This window comes from Pseudomonas cichorii (assembly GCF_003700275.1).
Classification (GTDB): domain Bacteria; phylum Pseudomonadota; class Gammaproteobacteria; order Pseudomonadales; family Pseudomonadaceae; genus Aquipseudomonas; species Aquipseudomonas cichorii_B.
On record NZ_RBRE01000016.1, the window covers coordinates 39,199 to 55,179 of the forward strand.

A 15,981-nucleotide genomic window follows, 5' to 3' on the forward strand; every position below is an offset into this window, starting at 1 on the left:
TCGTTTTCAGCTAAGGTGTTGTAAAGCTGAATCTCACGTTCTGTGATGCAAGGAGCTATCTGATGTCGGACGTAAACCAGGCGCAACATACACAACCGTCTCCCAGCCAGAGTCATGATGATGTCATCGCCCAGTTCAAGTGGCAGGGCAAGCAGATCGACTGGCTGCTGCAATGGTTGGTCAAGTTCGTGGCAAACACCAAGGTCGAATTGGGGATTACCCTGTCGGTAGGCGGAAACCTCGTTTCCGGTCACCTGATTTCCCACGACACCTACTTTGAACAGCTGGCTGCCGATATCTCGGCTCCCTTCAGCAAGTTCAACAACGGTACCGACGAGTCGATGAAGGAGATGATTCTCTCGTTCCGTCCGGGCGAGTCCACTGAAGATACTCCAGCGTTCCACTTCATCCACCTGAAGGACTGCCGCACCTACTCCACGGATGAAAGTCCGATCTGCGAAGCAGGCGTGCTGTGGCGTGGCAGAATCGCAGCGGTCGATGGCTTCACGATCGGGCTGATTGCCCGCAAGTGAGAGCCTGAGCTGTTCAATGGCCCCGGTACTTGCCGGGGCTTTTGATTTATGGCGGCTGTGGCTACTGGCGCAGTTTCAGCCACGGCGCTTGTGTTTCAACACGTAATCCCGTGTAACTCGCCAGGGTCGCATCTTCACTTTCAAAAGGATGCAGGTGAGCGGCTGTTATTACCACCACACTGGCTCCGGCTGCCTTGGCCGCTGCGATACCTGCGGGCGCGTCTTCAAAAACCAGGCAGTCCTGTGCGGCCACGCCGAGCCGTCTGGCGGCCAGCAGAAAACCATCAGGTGCAGGTTTACCCTGGGTGACGTCTTCGGCAGTAATGACGATTTCGGGTAGCGACAGCCCGGCGGCGTGCATGCGGGCCCTGGCCAGTGCAAGCGGTGCGGAAGTGACCATGGCCCAGCGATCGGCAGGCAGTGAAGCCAGGAAGGCCGCAACGCCTTCAATCGCCTGAACACCCTCGACATCGTCGATCTCGGCCTGGGAAATGGCTGCCGCTTCCTGTTCGGCATCCACATTCGGCAGGTTTTGCCGGCGGACCGTATCGATACAGCGTACGCCATGAATGGTCGGTAGAAAGGTTTCTACGTCGATACCGTGCTGCTGCGCCCATTGCGCCCAGACACGTTCGGCGGCAATTACAGAGTTGAGCAAAGTCCCGTCCATATCGAACAGGAATGCTGCAAATCGCTTCTCTTCAAGCATGCATGCTCCCTTGGTAATGGCGCTGATGACGGGCAAATATGCTCCTGCATAGCTTGCATCTGCAAGGCGACAGGCGAGGTTTGTTTTTACAAGGGGACATCATTTGGCCATGTTTTGCGCGACAAAATGTCGCAACTCGCTCTATCGAGAGTAATATGTGGCATCCGATTTTTATGTCCGGAATGGCCTGATAGAGAACTGGCAACGCCAGGCTGCCCGCCCCGGTCGATACCCAGAACCAATGAGTAGACGAAAAAGGCGATTAGAAAAAATGACCAACACTTCGCGACCTTTATACATTTCCTATGCCGGCCCCTCGCTGCTGGAAATGCCCCTGCTGAACAAGGGCAGTGCTTTTACCCCGCAAGAGCGGGTCGAATTCAACCTCATCGGGCTGCTGCCGCAGAACGTAGAGACGATCGAAGAGCAAGTGACTCGCGTGTACAGCCAGTACAAGCAGTGCGCTACCGATCTGGACAAGCATATTTATCTGCGCTCAATCCAGGACAACAACGAGACATTGTTCTTCCGCCTGCTGGACTCGCATCTCGACGAGATGCTGCCGATCATTTACACGCCAACGGTCGGCCAGGCGTGCCAGGAATTCTCGAAGATCTACCGTACGCACCGTGGGCTGTTCATTTCCTACCCCGAGCGCGACCGCATCGACGACATTCTGCGCAGCGCCACCAAGGACCGGATCAAGATCATCGTGGTCACCGACAGCGAGCGCATTCTGGGTCTGGGCGACCAGGGCATCGGCGGCATGGGCATCCCGATTGGCAAGCTGTCGCTGTACACCGCCTGTGGCGGCATCAGCCCGGCCTACACACTGCCGATCGTGCTCGATGTCGGCACCAACAACCGCGAACTGCTCGACGACCCGATGTACATGGGCTGGCGTCATGAGCGGGTCAGCGGCAAGGAATATGACGACTTCATCGCGTCCTTCATCGATGCCGTTCAGCGTCGCTGGCCGGATGTGCTACTGCAGTTCGAGGATTTCGCCCAGTCCAACGCCATGCCGTTGCTGGAGAAATATCGCGACGAGCTGTGCTGTTTCAACGATGACATCCAGGGCACGGCATCGGTTGCCGTGGGCACCTTGCTGGCTGCCTGCAAGGCCAAGAATGAGACGCTGGGCCAGCAGAAGGTGGTGTTCCTGGGCGCCGGTTCTGCCGGTTGCGGCATTGCCGAACACATCATCGCGGCCATGAAGATCGAAGGGCTGAGCGAAAGCGAGGCGCGTAAGCGTATTTTCATGGTCGACCGGTTCGGCTTGCTGACCGAAGGCATGGATAACCTGCTGGACTTCCAGCAGCGTCTGGCCCAGAAGGCGGGTGATGTGGCCGGTTGGGCGGCGGGCGGTGACGCCTTCCCGCAATTGCTCGATGTGGTGAGCAATGCCGGGGCCACGGTTCTGATCGGCGTCTCGGGGCAGCGTGGCCTGTTCACCGAGCAAGTGATCCGTGAGCTGCACAAGCATTGTGCCAAGCCGCTGGTCATGCCGCTGTCGAACCCGACCTCGAAAGTCGAAGCCACGCCGGAAGAGATACTGCGCTGGACGGACGGCAATGCCCTGGTTGCCACCGGCAGCCCGTTTGCGCCGGTCGAGATCAATGGCCGCACGATTCATATCGCGCAGTGCAACAACTCCTATATTTTCCCGGGCATCGGCCTGGGTGTGGTGGCTTGCAAGGCTTCGCGCATCACCGACCGGATGCTGATGGCGGCTTCCAATGCGCTGGCGGAGTGTTCACCGATGGTGTCCGGACTTGGCGACGCTGTGTTGCCGCCGCTCAAGGACATCCAGCAGGTCAGTCGCAAGATCGCCCTGGCCGTTGCCAGGGAGGCCCAGGCTGAAGGTCTGGCCCTTGAAACCTCGGATGAGGTATTGCAGGCGGCCATCGAGCGTAACTTCTGGTTGCCTGAGTATCGTGCCTATCGTCGTCGCTCGGTCTGATTAACCGGCGCTGTTGATAAAAGCCCCTTCACGAGCCGATTGTGAAGGGGCTTTTTTATTGGGGATTCTGCTTTTAAAAAGCCGAGGTTGCCTGAGGGTTTTTTCCTACGATGAAATAAGTTTAATCCGACCTGTTGTTTGCATTCTTTTCACAAAAAATTGATAGAATCCCGCCTAAAGTCTGCGCATGGATGGGCCGCCTGGTTTAATCCGTACATAATGAAAATTACCTAAGCAGACTGTAAATGCTGAAGATAAAAGCCGTTCGTCCCGAAGTTGTCACGCTGTTTGCCAGTGCCTTTTTATTGTTCGGTTTTAATGTCAATTTCTGGCAGCATCTTTTTGAAATTACCGGAGGCAGCACCCAGGGTGTCGCCATACGCATTGCCTTCGGGGTGATGGTCTTCTGTGTATTCAATATCGTTCTGACCCTGCTTTCCTTCAAACGGGTGCTCAAGCCCGTATTGATCTTACTGTTTCTTGCCAGTGCCGGCGTTGCTTACTTCATGAATGAATATGGCGTCATGATCGATGCCGGCATGTTTCGCAACTTTGCGGAAACCAACCCTACTGAAGTTCAAGGCTTGCTGTCCTTGAAACTCGCCCTGTACATCCTCTTGCTGGGTGTGCTGCCGTCTTTGCTGCTGTGGAAAACCCCGATCAACTATCGTCGCTGGCACCGTGAGCTGTTCAGCAAGGTGCTGGTCTGCCTGATCTGTTCCGTGTCGATGGGCGGGGTGGCGTTGGCGAATTATCAAGGGTTGTCGTCACTGTTCCGCAATCACCATGAGCTGCGACTGATGGTTGTGCCGAGCAATTACATCGGTGCATCGGTTGGTTATCTGAGCGAGCAGATCATCTCGTCCCAGCGCCCGTTTCTGGCGATTGGACAAGACGCCAAACGCTCGCCGGACTGGTCAACCCATACCCGTAAATCCCTGACCGTACTGGTCGTTGGTGAAAGTGCGCGGGCAGAGAACTTCGGCATTCTGGGTTATGGGCGCAACACTACGCCAAAGCTCAATAAGCAAAGCGGTCTGGTGGCCTTTACCGATGTGTATTCCTGTGGCACTGAAACAGCCGTGTCGGTGCCCTGCATGTTTTCCAATATGGGCCGCAAGGACTACAACGCGACCAGGGCCCGCAATCAGGAAGGCTTGCTGGATGTGCTCAAGCGCGCCGGTCTTGAAGTGATATGGCGCGATAACCAGTCCGGCTGCAAGGGCACCTGTGATCGCGTGGCTTTCCAGGATGTCAGCAACCTCAAGGATCCGTTGTTGTGCGCCAATAACGAATGCCATGACGAGATTCTGCTGCAAGGCCTGGATGCGTTTATCGACAGCCTGGATAAGGACACCGTGCTGGTATTGCACCAGATGGGCAGTCACGGGCCTGAGTATTTCAAGCGCTATCCCAAGGCCTTTGAAAAGTTTACCCCGGTCTGTGAAAGCAATGCGCTGAACAACTGCAGCCGGGAAGCCATTATCAATGGTTATGACAATACGCTGCTTTATACCGATCATGTCCTGTCTACATTGATCGATGTATTGCGCAGTCATCAGGATAAAGTCGATACCGCCATGTTGTATCTGTCGGATCATGGCGAGTCACTGGGTGAATATAATCTGTTCCTGCATGGTACGCCTTACATGTTGGCGCCTGATCAACAGAAGCATGTACCGATGATGGTGTGGTTGTCCGATAGTTATCAGAAGTCTTTTGCCGTCAATCCGGAGTGTCTGGCCAAAGAGCGCAATGCGCCGCTGAGTCAGGACAACCTGTTTCATTCCATGCTCGGGTTGTTGAAGGTCGATACCAAGGCTTATGTCCCCGGCCTGGATATGTTTTCCGGCTGCCGAAGCATGATGGACAAGACTGATGTGGCGGCCAGTAAATAACCGATCATTTTTTCCGGTGATGGTGTGGACGCCATGTTGCGCCTCGCAAGCCCGTCATGGCGCATGAATGCGCCGTTTCGGGCCAGGTTCTGTACGGATTGTCGGCCTGCTGTCTGTCGCCTGTTGCCATGAAGATATTCAAGAGTTGCAGCACAGACGCGCGATAACCTCCTATGGCGATATATACTGCGCGCCATTGATAAAGGGAGAGCCGTGTGGCCATCGATATTCATTGGATTCGCGACGACGACAGCCTCGCCCGACAGTGCGCGCAGTGGCAGTCGCTGCCATTTGTCGCGCTCGATACCGAGTTCATGCGGGTCGACACCTTTTACCCGATTGCTGCGCTGCTGCAGATTGGCGACGGCTCCAGCGCCTGGTTGATCGATCCGCTGCTCATCAGCGATTGGCGACCTTTGTCCGCATTGCTGGAAAACCCCGACGTCATCAAGGTTGTGCATGCCTGCAGCGAAGACCTGGAAGTGCTGTTGCGTCTGACGGGCAGCCTGCCGGTTCCGCTGTTCGACACGCAACTGGCCGCCGCATACCTGAACATCGGGTTTTCCATGGGCTATTCGCGTCTGGTGCAGGAGGTGCTGAACATCGACCTGCCCAAGGGCGAAACCCGCTCCGATTGGCTGCAACGTCCGTTGTCGGAAACCCAGATCAGCTATGCGGCCGAAGATGCAGTGCACCTGGCCGAGCTGTTCGGTCTGTTGCGACCACGTCTGTCAGACGAAAAATACCTCTGGGTGCTGGATGACGGGGCGGAACTGGTCGCCAACCTGCGCCGTGAAGTTGATCCCTACGAGGCGTACCGTGACGCCAAGCTGGCCTGGAAGCTGTCGCGGGCGCAACTGGCGGTATTGCGCGAGCTGTGTGCCTGGCGCGAGATTCAGGCGCGTTCGCGCAACCTGCCGCGCAACCGGATTGTGCGTGAGCACTCCCTCTGGCCGCTGGCCAGAACGCAGCCGGACAACCTGGCAGCACTGGCGCGTATCGAAGACATGCATCCACGCACCGTGCGCCAGGATGGTGAGTTCCTGCTGGAGCTGATCAGGAAGTCCGGCAGCCTGCCGCCAGAGCAGTGGCCACCTGCGTTGCCCGAACCGCTGCCGATCGATGCCGCCGGTATCCTCAAGGGCCTGCGTGCTATCGGCCAGCGATACGCCGAGGAACTGGACATGGCTCCAGAGCTGATGCTGCGCAAGAAGACGCTCGAATTGCTGCTCAAGAGCGGTTATCCCGATGGTCCCTATACATTGCCCGATTCGCTGCGTGGCTGGCGTCGCGAATTAATGGGTCAGGCGCTGCTCGACAGCCTGGCCAATGCAGGAGAACAGCCTTGAAACGTATCTGCTCCATTTACCGCAGCACGAAAAAGAACGAAATGTACCTGTACGTGCTCAAGAGCGATGTGCTCAAGCGTGTACCGGTAGAGTTGCTGGCTGCGTTCGGCACGCCTCATCATGCTTTCGATCTGGTGCTCAGCCCCGAGCGGCCACTGGCTCGTGAAGATATCAACAAGGTGCTGGAGAACCTCGACACGCAGGGCTATCACTTGCAGATGCCGCCTGCCGAAGAGGAATACATCCAGCACTTGCCCGAAGAGTTGTTGCGTCGCAACGATCCTGTCTGATCCGTTGTGCCGCAATCCGCCGCCGCTCTCGTCCGCCTGCTTTCGCAGCAGGGTTGAGCGGCCCGGCTCTGTTGTGGGTTGTTTGTCCCGTCTCTAAGGTTTTTGAAACATGCGCGTTCTGATTGCCGAACACGATTACCCCATCTACACCCAATTGTTGCGCAAGGCAGCGCCTGAAGTGGAAGTCATGAGCAGCGGCGATTCTGCCGAGCTGTCTCGCATGGCCAGCGAATGCCCGGTCTGGCTAGGACAGCCTGATCTGCTGGCCAATCTGTTACGTCAGGGACACAAGCCACAATGGTTGCAATCGACCTGGGCGGGGGTGACTCCGTTGCTGGTGGAAGGCGTATCCAGGGATTATCGGTTGACCCGGGCCGTCGGCATTTTCGGTCAGGTCATGGCCGAGTTCCTGTTGACCTACATGCTCGGTCACGAACGTGAAGTCCTGGCTCGTCTGATGAGCCAGGTCGAGCGGAAATGGGATAATCGTCCGGGCAACAGCCTGTCCGGTCGCAAGGCGTTGATTGTTGGCGCGGGTGATATCGGCCAGTGTGTGGCGCAGTTTCTGCGGCCCTTTGGCGTGCAGGTCTACGGTGTGGCCTCGCAGGCACGCACCCAGGAGCCTTTCGTTGAAGTCGGCGCGCTGGCGGACCTGGAGCAGATGGTCGCTGACATGGACTACGTCATCAACCTGCTGCCCAATACCCCGCAAACCCACGATCTGTACGACGCGAAACTGTTCGCCAGCTTCAAGCCGTCGGCGTTGTTCATCAACGTCGGGCGTGGTGTAGCGGTGGTCGATGCGGATCTGGTCGAAGCCTTGAAGGAAGGGCACCTGGCCGGGGCGGTGATTGACGTCTGCCGTCAGGAGCCGCTGCCGCAGCGCCATCCATTCTGGACCGCCTATGGCCTGCTGTTGACCGGGCACAGTTCGGCACCCACCTCACCGGTGGCCATGACCGAATTGTTCGTCGACAACCTGAAGGCTTTTGAGGCAGGTGAGCCGTTGCGCGGGGAAGTGGATTTTTCTCGGGGTTATTGAGCCGGTTTGGCTACAAGCCTCAAGCTATAAGTCTGAGGCTTGGGGCTTGCAGCTTTTCGCTCTAAAACCTACAGCGAAAAATCGCCTTCGGCAGCCAGCTCGGCCAACGGTTTGCGCGGGCTTGGCACTTCGCGGTTTTGCAGGTATTCCGGCAGGGTCGATTTGTCGCCCAGTTTGCCGATGGCAACGGCTGCATGCAGCACATAACCTTCCGGAATGTTCAGCTCCTTGCGGGTCAGGTCCTGATCGAAGCCTGCCATACCGTGGGTGTACCAGCCGCTCAGGCTCGCTTGCAGAGCCAGGTAACCCCAGGCCGAACCGGTATCGAAGGTGTGCCACAGCGCCGGGCTTTCTTCAGTTGCGCCCGGGGCGATGAAGGTGGTTTTGGAGATGACGATCACCAGCGCCGAAGCGTGCTGTGCCCAGTTGCGGTTGAACTCATTGAGCAGACCCAGGTAGCGCTCCCAGTTTGGCGTGTCGCGACGCGCATAAAGGAAACGCCATGGCTGCGAGTTGTAGGCCGAGGGCGCCCAGCGTGCGGCTTCAAAGAAGCTCAGCAGGGTCTCCTGTGGAATGCTTTCGCCGGTGAAGGCGCGAGGTGACCAGCGATTGGTGAATTGTGGGTCAATGGCGTGGTCGGCAATACGTTCGTTGATACTCATGAAAGTCCTGTCACAGCAAAGGGAAAGTGAGCTTGAGGTGATGGGCCGTGGTCGGCAGGCATCGTCTGGAGCTGGCAAAAAAGTGTCCTAACGCTACTGCCTTGCCTGGTTTCTGACAAGTGAAGATACCGGCAGTCGCAAGTGCTTGGCCCGCACCCGATGTGCCACTAGACTGGCGGCCTTTTCATTGCTGATACCGTTGTCCGAACCATGGCCGCTAAAGTTGAACCCTTCTGGATACGCAAACCTCTCGAACAACTGGACAAGGACGAGTGGGAGTCGTTGTGCGATGGCTGCGGCCTGTGCTGCCTGCAAAAGCTGGAAGATGAAGACGACAACAGCGTTTACTACACGCGCATTGCCTGCAAGCTGCTGGACCTGAAAACCTGCCAGTGTTCCGATTACAGCAATCGTCGCGCTTCGGTGCCGGACTGCATCCAGCTCACGCCCGGTCAGGCCGACGAATTCAGATGGCTGCCGCCCACCTGCGGATATCGCCTAGTCAGTGAGGGCAAGGATCTACCGCTCTGGCACCATCTGGTGTGCGGTGATCGCGAAGCGGTGCATCACGAACGAATTTCCCAGTCGGGACGCATGCTCAGCGAGAACAGCGTGCCCGAGGACGACTGGGAGGATTATCTGATCTTTCGCGCCGGCTAGCGGTTTTCAGATGCCGGTTTTTGGATCTTTAAGCGCATCGATGCCGTTGATGGCCGCAGTCCTGGCGGCTTGCTCGGCATTTTCCTTGAGCTGCTTCAATTCGGCGCCCGCACGCTCGATATCCGAACGCGCTCCGTGAAGGTGGCTGCGGCTTTTTTCGATCAGGCTCTTGGCTGAGCAGTGTCCGGTGATGCCACGCGCCAGCACCGCGCCACCGACTGCCAGTTGCACAAGGCCCAGCAGGCCGCCGCGGCGCAGCCCTTTGCCCATCAGCGTTACACCGCCAGCCAGAGAGCCGATGCGCTCCCAGCCCTGGACGTTCTGTTGCGGCTGATTGGTCAAGCGGGGGGTGTCGATTCTTTCAATGATTGGGGTGTCGCGCATGATGGCTCTCCATGATTGATAAGTCGCTTCAACGAAACTGACTACCCATCCGTGAAACTGTTCACTGCATTGTCATCAACGGTCGGGTTTTTCGCGGCCGAATTGTGGGCCGGAGCGGGTGTTTACACCCTTGGCCATGCGGTCATAGAGCACGACATTGACGGTCGCTGCCAGATTCATGCAACCCTCGGTGGGGATGTAGACCACGTCTTCGCACCAGTCGCGGATCTCCTGATCCAGCGAGCCGTCTTCCGGGCCGAAGATGTACAGGGCGCGATCCGGGTGGGTGTATTCGGGCAGGGCGCGAGCGCCGTCCACCAGTTCCACAGCAACCGGAATGCAGCCCAGCGGCAGGATGCTTTTGAGGTCTTCGATACCGATCAGCGGAATGTCCTGATGGATCTTCTTGGTGTCGGTGATGAAGTCCCGGGCGCGCTCATAGCGTTTGCCGGTATAGAAGACCGACGCCACGCCATAACAACCCGCGGCACGCATGACCGAACCGACGTTTTCCGGGGATTTTGGGTTGTAAAGGCCGATGCAGGCGTACCGTTTGTTTGCCACGTGAAGGGTGCTCTGGGTAAAAGGCGCGATTATACGGCAGAACGCACGCCTGCCGGTCAGAACCACATCCGCACGCCCAACACCAGCCTGGCTTCACTGCGCTCGTCACCTTCTTCACGGGCATACTCGGCGGTCTTGCCGTAAGTCCGCTTCCAGCTCACGCCAATGTAAGGCGCAAACTCCCTGCGGATTTCATAGCGCAGCCGCAGGCCGACTTCGGTATTGGCCAGGCCCGAGCCAATCCCGCGTTGAGGATCATTCTTGCCGTACAGGTTGAGTTCGGCGCTGGGTTGCAGGATCAGCCGGTTGGTCAGCAACAGGTCGTAGTCACCTTCAAGGCGTGCGGCGCTCTGGCCCGCCTCGCCGATGAAGGCAGTGGCCTGGGCCTCGAAATTGGACAGCGCCATGCCCTGGATGCCGAAGGCTGCCCAGGTCTGCGGATCGCCGGGTTTGAAATCCTGGCGTGCACCGGCGACCAGATCCCACCAAGGGCTGATCGAGTGTCCCCACAAGGCCTGGACCTCGGCGCTTTCGGTCTTGCCTGAGGTCCGTTCGCCTTCGGAGCGCAGCCACAGACGATCGATATCACCACCCACCCAGCCCTTGAGATCCCAGGCCAGGCTGCTGCCCTGATCGGCGTCCTGCCATTCCAGCTTGTCGGCCAGCAAGAAGGTGTTGATGGCGTCATCGTGGACCTTGTGGCCTGCATGACTGGTATAGACGGCGGCTCGGTCCGCATCGGTCAGCTCGGGAATCGGCGTGCGGCTCTGGCCAGCAGTGGATCCGACGGGCTCTGGACTGCCATGATGGATGGCGTGCTGGCTGTGATCCATGCCGTGCATGTCGGCAGCCATGACTGGCGTAGCGATCAATGGTCCGAGCGCCATGCCCAGGCCCATGAGCAGGCGGGCAGGGTGAGGGAGTCTGTTCATGATGAGGTTCTCATTCTTCCACACGCACTTCACGGAACATGCCCGTTTCCATGTGGTAGAGCAGATGGCAGTGATAGGCCCAGCGCCCGAGGGCATCGGCGGTGACGCGATAACTGCGCCTCGATCCTGGCGGCATGTCGATGGTGTGTTTGCGGACCATGAATTGCCCGTGCTCGTCTTCAAGATCACTCCACATGCCATGCAGGTGAATCGGGTGCGTCATCATGGTGTCGTTGACCAGCACGATCCTGATGCGCTCGCCATACTTGAGCTTCAATGGCTCGGCATCCGCGAACTTCACGCCGTTGAAGGACCAGGCGAACTTTTCCATGTGGCCGGTGAGGTGCAGTTCGATGGTGCGCCCCGGTTCGCGTCCGTCCGGGTCCTCGAAAGTGCTGCGCAGGTCTGCATAGGTCAGGACCCGGCGACCGTTATTTCGCAGGCCGATACCCGGATCATCCAGTTTCGGGGCGGTTTTCATGGCTTGCATGTCCACCAGCGGATTGTCGTTTTCCGTGTCCGGATGGGACTGCATGGCGTCTGTTGCGCTGTGCTTCATGCCTGACATGTCATGCATGGCGTGATGATTCATGCCAGCCATGTTGCCGTGGTCCATGCCCATATCGCCCATGCCCAGCAAGGGTCGCGGATCGAGAGGCGGCACCGGCGCTGTTGCCCCTGCCTTGCGGGTCAGTGTGCCGCGCGCAAAACCTGTGCGGTCCATGGATTGCGCGAATAGCGTGTAGGCCTCGGCATCAGGCTCGACGATGACGTCGAACGTCTCGGCCACGGCAATGCGCAACTCATCGACACTGACCGGTTTGACGTGCAGGCCGTCGGCGGCGACCACGGTCATTTTCAGGCCGGGAATCCGCACATCGAAGTAGGTCATGGACGAGCCATTGATCAAGCGCAGCCGAATCCGTTCGCCGGCGCGAAACACGCCGGTCCAGTTCATGTCCGGGGCCTTGCCGTTCATCAGGTAGGTGTAGGTCGCCGCGCTGACGTCGGCCAGATCGGTCGGGTTCATCTTCATCCCGGCCCACATCGTGCGGTCGGCAACTGTCGCGTCCCAGCCTTTCTCGCTGACGTCGTGGATGAAATCACCCACGGTACGCTTGTTGTAGTTGTAGTAATCCGCCTGCTTCTTGAGGTTCTTCATCAGGCTGGCAGGATCTTCGTCGGTCCAGTCCGTGAGCATCACCACGTAGTCGCGTTCGTACTCGAAGGGCTCGGGCTCTTTGGCATCGATCACCAGCGGGCCGTATACCCCGGACTGCTCCTGGAAGCCGGAATGGCTGTGATACCAGTAAGTGCCGTTCTGCCGGACCTTGAACCGATAGACATACATGCCATCAGGCTCGATGCCCTCAAAGCTCAGGCCCGGAACACCGTCCATGTTGACGGGCAGCAGGATGCCGTGCCAATGAATGGACGTGGCTTCCTTGAGCCGGTTCCTGACGCGCAGCGTTACCGTATCGCCTTCGCGCCAGCGCAGCAGAGGGCCGGGAATGCCGCCGTTGATGGTCATGGCCATTTTCGGCTTGCCGGTGATATTGGCCGGGCTTTGTTCGATGGACAGATCGAACTCGGTGCCTGCCAGCATCCCTGGCTCACTGGAGTCAGTACCGGCCCGGAGCGGAGCGTGCCAAAGCCCCATACCGCCCAGCAGACTGCCAGCGGTAAGTCCTTTCACAAAGCTTCGTCTTGATGTCTTGGAGTGCATGCAGAGGGTGTATCCAGTCAGTTGCGTGCTTGTCTGACGGGAAGATGCCATAACAGGGAAGGGCGGGTGATTACATTTCAGTCAGGTTCATGGTGCTTGGGCAGGAGCGAATTCATTCGCGAAAAGGCCAGGACATCCATAAAGGATAGGGTGTCTGGAATACCGTCTTCGCGACTGAATCCGCTCCTGCGCCTTCAGTCTTTCTTCATCAACCCGGCCAGCGCCGCGAACGGGTTATGGGTGGCCTTGGCGGCTTTCGGGGTGCTGAGCGAGCTGTCGGAGAAATACTGCTGGTCGGTGTAGCGCGAGTGCTCGTTGTCGTGGCAATACAGGCACAGCAATTCCCAGTTCGAGCCGTCCTGCGGATTGTTGTCGTGGTTGTGGTCACGATGGTGCACGGTCAGTTCGCTCAGGCGCTTGCCTGCGAACTCACGTGCGCAACGTCCGCAGACGTGGGGATACATGCGCAGGGCCTTGTCGCGATAACCCATTTCGCGGTCGCGCTGAGCGTCGGCCAGGATGCGGTCCAGCTTGGACGTGTTGGATGGAGGGTTGGCCGTGCTCATGGTGTCACCTGTGTCGTGTGCGCATTGATAGCGGGAATGCGCACAAGTTTAGCGCCAGATGAGGAAACTCACACCTGCTGAGAAAGCAATTGACCGTCAACCATGCGCAAGCGTTTGGACAGGGAGATGGCCAGCGCGCGGATGATCTTTGCTGCGATCTTTGGCGCTTCTTCCAGCATCTTGTCCAGCGAGTCGCGTCCCAGATTCAGCAACTGGCAATCCGACGCTGCGATGCAACTGGCCGAACGACGCTCGCCATCCAGCACCGCCATTTCGCCAAATGCCCGGCCGCGACGCAGCGTGGCGATTTCCACCTGCTGGCCTTCGGGATTGAGTTTCTGTACCGAAACCGTGCCGCGATCGATGATGCACATGAAGGTCCCGGCATCGCCTTCATTGAAAATACTCTGACCTTCCTGGATATCGCTGATGCTGAAATAGCCCGCGACGGTCAGGTAGTCGGCGGGCAGCAAGGTATCGAACAGGCCGCAGTCCAGCAGCATGTCGCGTATGGCATTGTTCAGGTGTGACGGTTGTTCTGACATGGTTCGGTCTTGTATGGGTAAGAAGAGGGAGCAACTCCGTGCTCCCCAACTCCTACTAAGACAGACTTTTCAGTCCAAGTTCAGTCCAGTTGCAAAACCTTGAAGATAAAGCCGTATTCCAGCGCCACATCGCGCAGGCCCTGATAGCGGCCGCTCATGCCGCCATGGCCGGCACCCAGTTCGGTCTTGAGCAGCAACAGATTGTCGTCGGTGCGGGTATCGCGCAACCTGGCAACCCACTTGGCGGCTTCCCAATACTGCACGCGGCTGTCGTTGTAGCCGGCGATCACCAGCGTGGCCGGATAGGCCTGGGCTGTGACGTTCTCGTAAGGCGCATAGGCCCTGATGCGTTCATGGACTTGCGGATCCTGTGGGTTGCCCCATTCGTCGTACTCGGTGACGGTCAGCGGCAATTCAGGGTCGAGCATGGTATTGAGCACGTCCACGAACGGCACTTCGGCAATCGCCGCCTTGAACAGCTCTGGACGCTGGTTGAGGACCGCGCCGATCAACAGGCCGCCAGCACTGCCGCCACTGATCACCAATTGTTCGGCGCGGGTCAGGCCTTGCGCGATCAGGTGTTCGGCGCAGGCAATGAAATCACCAAAGGTGTTCTGCTTGTGTTCCTGTTTGCCGTTGCGGTACCAGGCTTCACCCAGCTCACCGCCGCCGCGCACATGGGCAATCGCAAAAGCCACGCCCCGGTCCAGCAGGCTCAGGCGGGCGTGGGAAAACCATGGGTCGAGGCTTTCGCCGTATGCGCCGTAGCCATACAGGTACAGTGGGGTGGCCTGGCCCAGCAACTCGCGCTTGATTACCAGACTGATCGGCACCTGAGTGCCATCGCTGGCGGTTGCCCAGAGGCGCTGGCTGACATAGGCATCGGCATCGAAAGTGCCAAGGACCGGGGTTTCCTTGAGAACCACCTGCGCGCCGCTGGCCAGCGTCAACTGGCGAACCTGTGGCGGGCGATTGAGGGACTGATAGCGCAGACGAATGCAGTCACTGTCGAATTCCAGTGAGTCCTGCACATAAAGGCTGTAGGCCGCGTCGGGCAATTGCACGCGATAGGCCGGCAGACCCTGTGGGCGAACCTCGATGATCGGCAGACCGCCTTCGCGCAGGCTCAGGGTAAGGCTTTTGGCATTGAGGCTCAGACCTTCAAGCATCACTGAATCGCTGTGCGCAACCAGGGTTTGCCAGTCAGTGCGGGCCGGAACGCCGCTGGCTGTTTCTGCCGCCTGATACAGCGCGAAGTTGATACCGCTCTGGTTGCTGCGAATAAACCAGCTCCAGACGCCATCGAGCTGGCCATGATCGGGAAAGTATTCATGGCCCTCGACTCGTTCGGCCATGCAGACAAAGGCCTGCTCGGGATGCTCGGCATCCAGCACCCAGGCTTCGCTGGTGGTCTTGCTGTTGAGCAACAGCACCAACTGGCGCTCCGAACTGCTTCGGAAGCAATGCAGGAAGAAACGCCCGTCCGGTTCGTTGAACACCAGGTCGGCCGAGTCGTTGCCCAGGCGATGGCGATAGAGCTTGTGCGGACGGTGGGTGTCGTCCAGTTCACCGAAGAACAGCGTCTGGCTGTCGTTGGCCCAGGTCATGCTGCCATCGCAATCCTCGAACGGCAGACTGCTGACCTGGTCGTTGTCCAGTTCCTTGACGTAAAGCCGGTAGACCTCTTCGCCCGTGGTGTCGAGGCTGTAGGCCAGGCGCTGATGGTCCGGGCTGATGCTGAAGGCACCCAGAGAGAAGAATCCGCCATTGGCCAGCACATTGGGGTCCAGCAGCAGTTGTTCATGGCTTTCGTCGACACTGTTCGAGCCATCCGCCGGACGCGGGCAGCGATAGTGACGGGCGTATTCGTCACCTTCAGTGGTGCGCGTGTAATACAGATACGGACCCCATGGCGAGGGCAGCGACAGGTCTGTCTCCAGAATCCGGCCCTTGATTTCCTGGAACAGGGTTTCGCGCAACGCCGCCTGATCGGCCAGTTGCTGCTCCTGGTAGTCGTTTTCGGCCTTGAGGTAATCGAGCACCTCATCGCTGTCGCGATTCTGGAGCCAGGCATACGGATCGCGGCCGTCGGCCTTGCGAGCGATCGGGGCACTGGAAGTGGCATTCGAGAAGGACATGCTGGGCTCTCTTTGAAGTG

Annotated in this window: 16 protein-coding genes; 7 read left to right on the forward strand and 9 right to left on the reverse strand. The window is 58.5% G+C overall.

All coding sequences use genetic code 11. The features are described from left to right. The first annotated feature begins 62 nt into the window (after positions 1-62). Positions 63-533 carry a gas vesicle accessory protein GvpU gene (gene gvpU, locus ALQ04_RS04320; protein ID WP_122314627.1) on the forward strand — a complete coding sequence of 157 codons (471 nt, stop codon included), beginning with the start codon at positions 63-65 and terminating at the stop codon, positions 531-533. A 61-nt stretch (positions 534-594) separates the two neighbouring features. Here the strand turns inward: gvpU and ALQ04_RS04325 are convergent, their stop codons facing one another. Further along, positions 595-1,242: an HAD-IA family hydrolase gene (locus ALQ04_RS04325; protein ID WP_122314721.1), complete on the reverse strand. Its 648-nt coding sequence runs from the start codon at positions 1,240-1,242 to the stop codon at positions 595-597. Between the two features lie 271 nt (positions 1,243-1,513). Here ALQ04_RS04325 and ALQ04_RS04330 point away from each other — a divergent pair, with 271 nt between their 5' ends. The 5 genes from ALQ04_RS04330 to ALQ04_RS04350 all read left to right on the forward strand — a co-directional run bounded on the left by ALQ04_RS04330 (position 1,514) and on the right by ALQ04_RS04350 (position 7,784). After that, positions 1,514-3,205, forward strand: coding sequence for an NAD-dependent malic enzyme (locus ALQ04_RS04330; protein ID WP_122314628.1), 1,692 nt, complete (start codon positions 1,514-1,516; stop codon positions 3,203-3,205). A gap of 245 nt (positions 3,206-3,450) precedes the next feature. Beyond that, positions 3,451-5,103, forward strand: a complete 1,653-nt coding sequence (locus tag ALQ04_RS04335; protein ID WP_122314629.1) for a phosphoethanolamine transferase — start codon at positions 3,451-3,453, stop codon at positions 5,101-5,103. Between the two features lie 215 nt (positions 5,104-5,318). After that, on the forward strand, positions 5,319-6,452 hold the full coding sequence (gene rnd, locus ALQ04_RS04340) for a ribonuclease D (RefSeq protein WP_122314630.1): 1,134 nt from the start codon (positions 5,319-5,321) through the stop codon (positions 6,450-6,452). After that, positions 6,449-6,742 (forward strand): YcgL domain-containing protein, encoded by a 294-nt coding sequence (locus tag ALQ04_RS04345; RefSeq protein WP_122314631.1) that lies wholly within the window; start codon positions 6,449-6,451, stop codon positions 6,740-6,742. Before rnd ends, ALQ04_RS04345 begins: the two co-directional genes overlap by 4 nt. Positions 6,743-6,851: 109 nt before the next feature. Next, the gene (locus tag ALQ04_RS04350) at positions 6,852-7,784 is read left to right on the forward strand and encodes a D-2-hydroxyacid dehydrogenase (protein WP_122314632.1); all 933 of its coding nucleotides are present in this window, start codon (positions 6,852-6,854) and stop codon (positions 7,782-7,784) included. Between the two features lie 68 nt (positions 7,785-7,852). Here ALQ04_RS04350 and ALQ04_RS04355 read toward each other — a convergent pair whose 3' ends face one another. Beyond that, the gene (locus ALQ04_RS04355; protein ID WP_122314633.1) at positions 7,853-8,446 is read right to left on the reverse strand and encodes a nitroreductase family protein; all 594 of its coding nucleotides are present in this window, start codon (positions 8,444-8,446) and stop codon (positions 7,853-7,855) included. A gap of 210 nt (positions 8,447-8,656) precedes the next feature. Between ALQ04_RS04355 and ALQ04_RS04360 the strand changes: the two genes are divergently transcribed. Beyond that, complete coding sequence (locus ALQ04_RS04360; RefSeq protein WP_122314634.1) at positions 8,657-9,106, forward strand: YcgN family cysteine cluster protein; 450 nt, start codon at positions 8,657-8,659, stop codon at positions 9,104-9,106. A gap of 6 nt (positions 9,107-9,112) precedes the next feature. On the opposite strand, the gene ALQ04_RS04365 is transcribed toward ALQ04_RS04360, so the two are convergent. The 7 genes from ALQ04_RS04365 to ALQ04_RS04395 all read right to left on the reverse strand — a co-directional run bounded on the left by ALQ04_RS04365 (position 9,113) and on the right by ALQ04_RS04395 (position 15,961). Continuing rightward, positions 9,113-9,490 (reverse strand): DUF2892 domain-containing protein, encoded by a 378-nt coding sequence (locus ALQ04_RS04365; protein WP_122314635.1) that lies wholly within the window; start codon positions 9,488-9,490, stop codon positions 9,113-9,115. Positions 9,491-9,565: 75 nt separating this feature from the next. Further along, positions 9,566-10,054, reverse strand: coding sequence for an RNA methyltransferase (locus ALQ04_RS04370; protein WP_122314722.1), 489 nt, complete (start codon positions 10,052-10,054; stop codon positions 9,566-9,568). Between the two features lie 56 nt (positions 10,055-10,110). Next, positions 10,111-10,953, reverse strand: a complete 843-nt coding sequence (locus tag ALQ04_RS04375; protein ID WP_147466565.1) for a copper resistance protein B — start codon at positions 10,951-10,953, stop codon at positions 10,111-10,113. Between the two features lie 43 nt (positions 10,954-10,996). Next, complete coding sequence (locus ALQ04_RS04380) at positions 10,997-12,712, reverse strand: copper resistance system multicopper oxidase (protein ID WP_122314637.1); 1,716 nt, start codon at positions 12,710-12,712, stop codon at positions 10,997-10,999. Between the two features lie 194 nt (positions 12,713-12,906). Next, positions 12,907-13,278 carry a YajD family HNH nuclease gene (locus ALQ04_RS04385; protein ID WP_122314638.1) on the reverse strand — a complete coding sequence of 124 codons (372 nt, stop codon included), beginning with the start codon at positions 13,276-13,278 and terminating at the stop codon, positions 12,907-12,909. 68 nt (positions 13,279-13,346) lie between these two features. After that, the gene (locus ALQ04_RS04390) at positions 13,347-13,823 is read right to left on the reverse strand and encodes a cyclic nucleotide-binding domain-containing protein (protein WP_122314639.1); all 477 of its coding nucleotides are present in this window, start codon (positions 13,821-13,823) and stop codon (positions 13,347-13,349) included. 80 nt (positions 13,824-13,903) lie between these two features. Beyond that, positions 13,904-15,961: a S9 family peptidase gene (locus tag ALQ04_RS04395; protein WP_122314640.1), complete on the reverse strand. Its 2,058-nt coding sequence runs from the start codon at positions 15,959-15,961 to the stop codon at positions 13,904-13,906. Positions 15,962-15,981 lie beyond the last annotated feature (20 nt).

Bases quoted from the DNA above. Each gene is read 5' to 3' on its own strand.
- ALQ04_RS04380 (WP_122314637.1), bottom strand. From the start codon at position 12,712: ATGCACTCCAAGACATCAAGACGAAGCTTTGTGAAAGGACTTACCGCT.
- ALQ04_RS04365 (WP_122314635.1), bottom strand. From the start codon at position 9,490: ATGCGCGACACCCCAATCATTGAAAGAATCGACACCCCCCGCTTGACC.
- ALQ04_RS04335 (WP_122314629.1), top strand. From the start codon at position 3,451: ATGCTGAAGATAAAAGCCGTTCGTCCCGAAGTTGTCACGCTGTTTGCC.
- ALQ04_RS04330 (WP_122314628.1), top strand. From the start codon at position 1,514: ATGACCAACACTTCGCGACCTTTATACATTTCCTATGCCGGCCCCTCG.
- ALQ04_RS04360 (WP_122314634.1), top strand. From the start codon at position 8,657: ATGGCCGCTAAAGTTGAACCCTTCTGGATACGCAAACCTCTCGAACAA.
- ALQ04_RS04325 (WP_122314721.1), bottom strand. From the start codon at position 1,242: ATGCTTGAAGAGAAGCGATTTGCAGCATTCCTGTTCGATATGGACGGG.
- ALQ04_RS04355 (WP_122314633.1), bottom strand. From the start codon at position 8,446: ATGAGTATCAACGAACGTATTGCCGACCACGCCATTGACCCACAATTC.
- ALQ04_RS04350 (WP_122314632.1), top strand. From the start codon at position 6,852: ATGCGCGTTCTGATTGCCGAACACGATTACCCCATCTACACCCAATTG.
- ALQ04_RS04390 (WP_122314639.1), bottom strand. From the start codon at position 13,823: ATGTCAGAACAACCGTCACACCTGAACAATGCCATACGCGACATGCTG.
- gvpU (WP_122314627.1), top strand. From the start codon at position 63: ATGTCGGACGTAAACCAGGCGCAACATACACAACCGTCTCCCAGCCAG.
- ALQ04_RS04395 (WP_122314640.1), bottom strand. From the start codon at position 15,961: ATGTCCTTCTCGAATGCCACTTCCAGTGCCCCGATCGCTCGCAAGGCC.
- ALQ04_RS04385 (WP_122314638.1), bottom strand. From the start codon at position 13,278: ATGAGCACGGCCAACCCTCCATCCAACACGTCCAAGCTGGACCGCATC.
- ALQ04_RS04375 (WP_147466565.1), bottom strand. From the start codon at position 10,953: ATGGGCCTGGGCATGGCGCTCGGACCATTGATCGCTACGCCAGTCATG.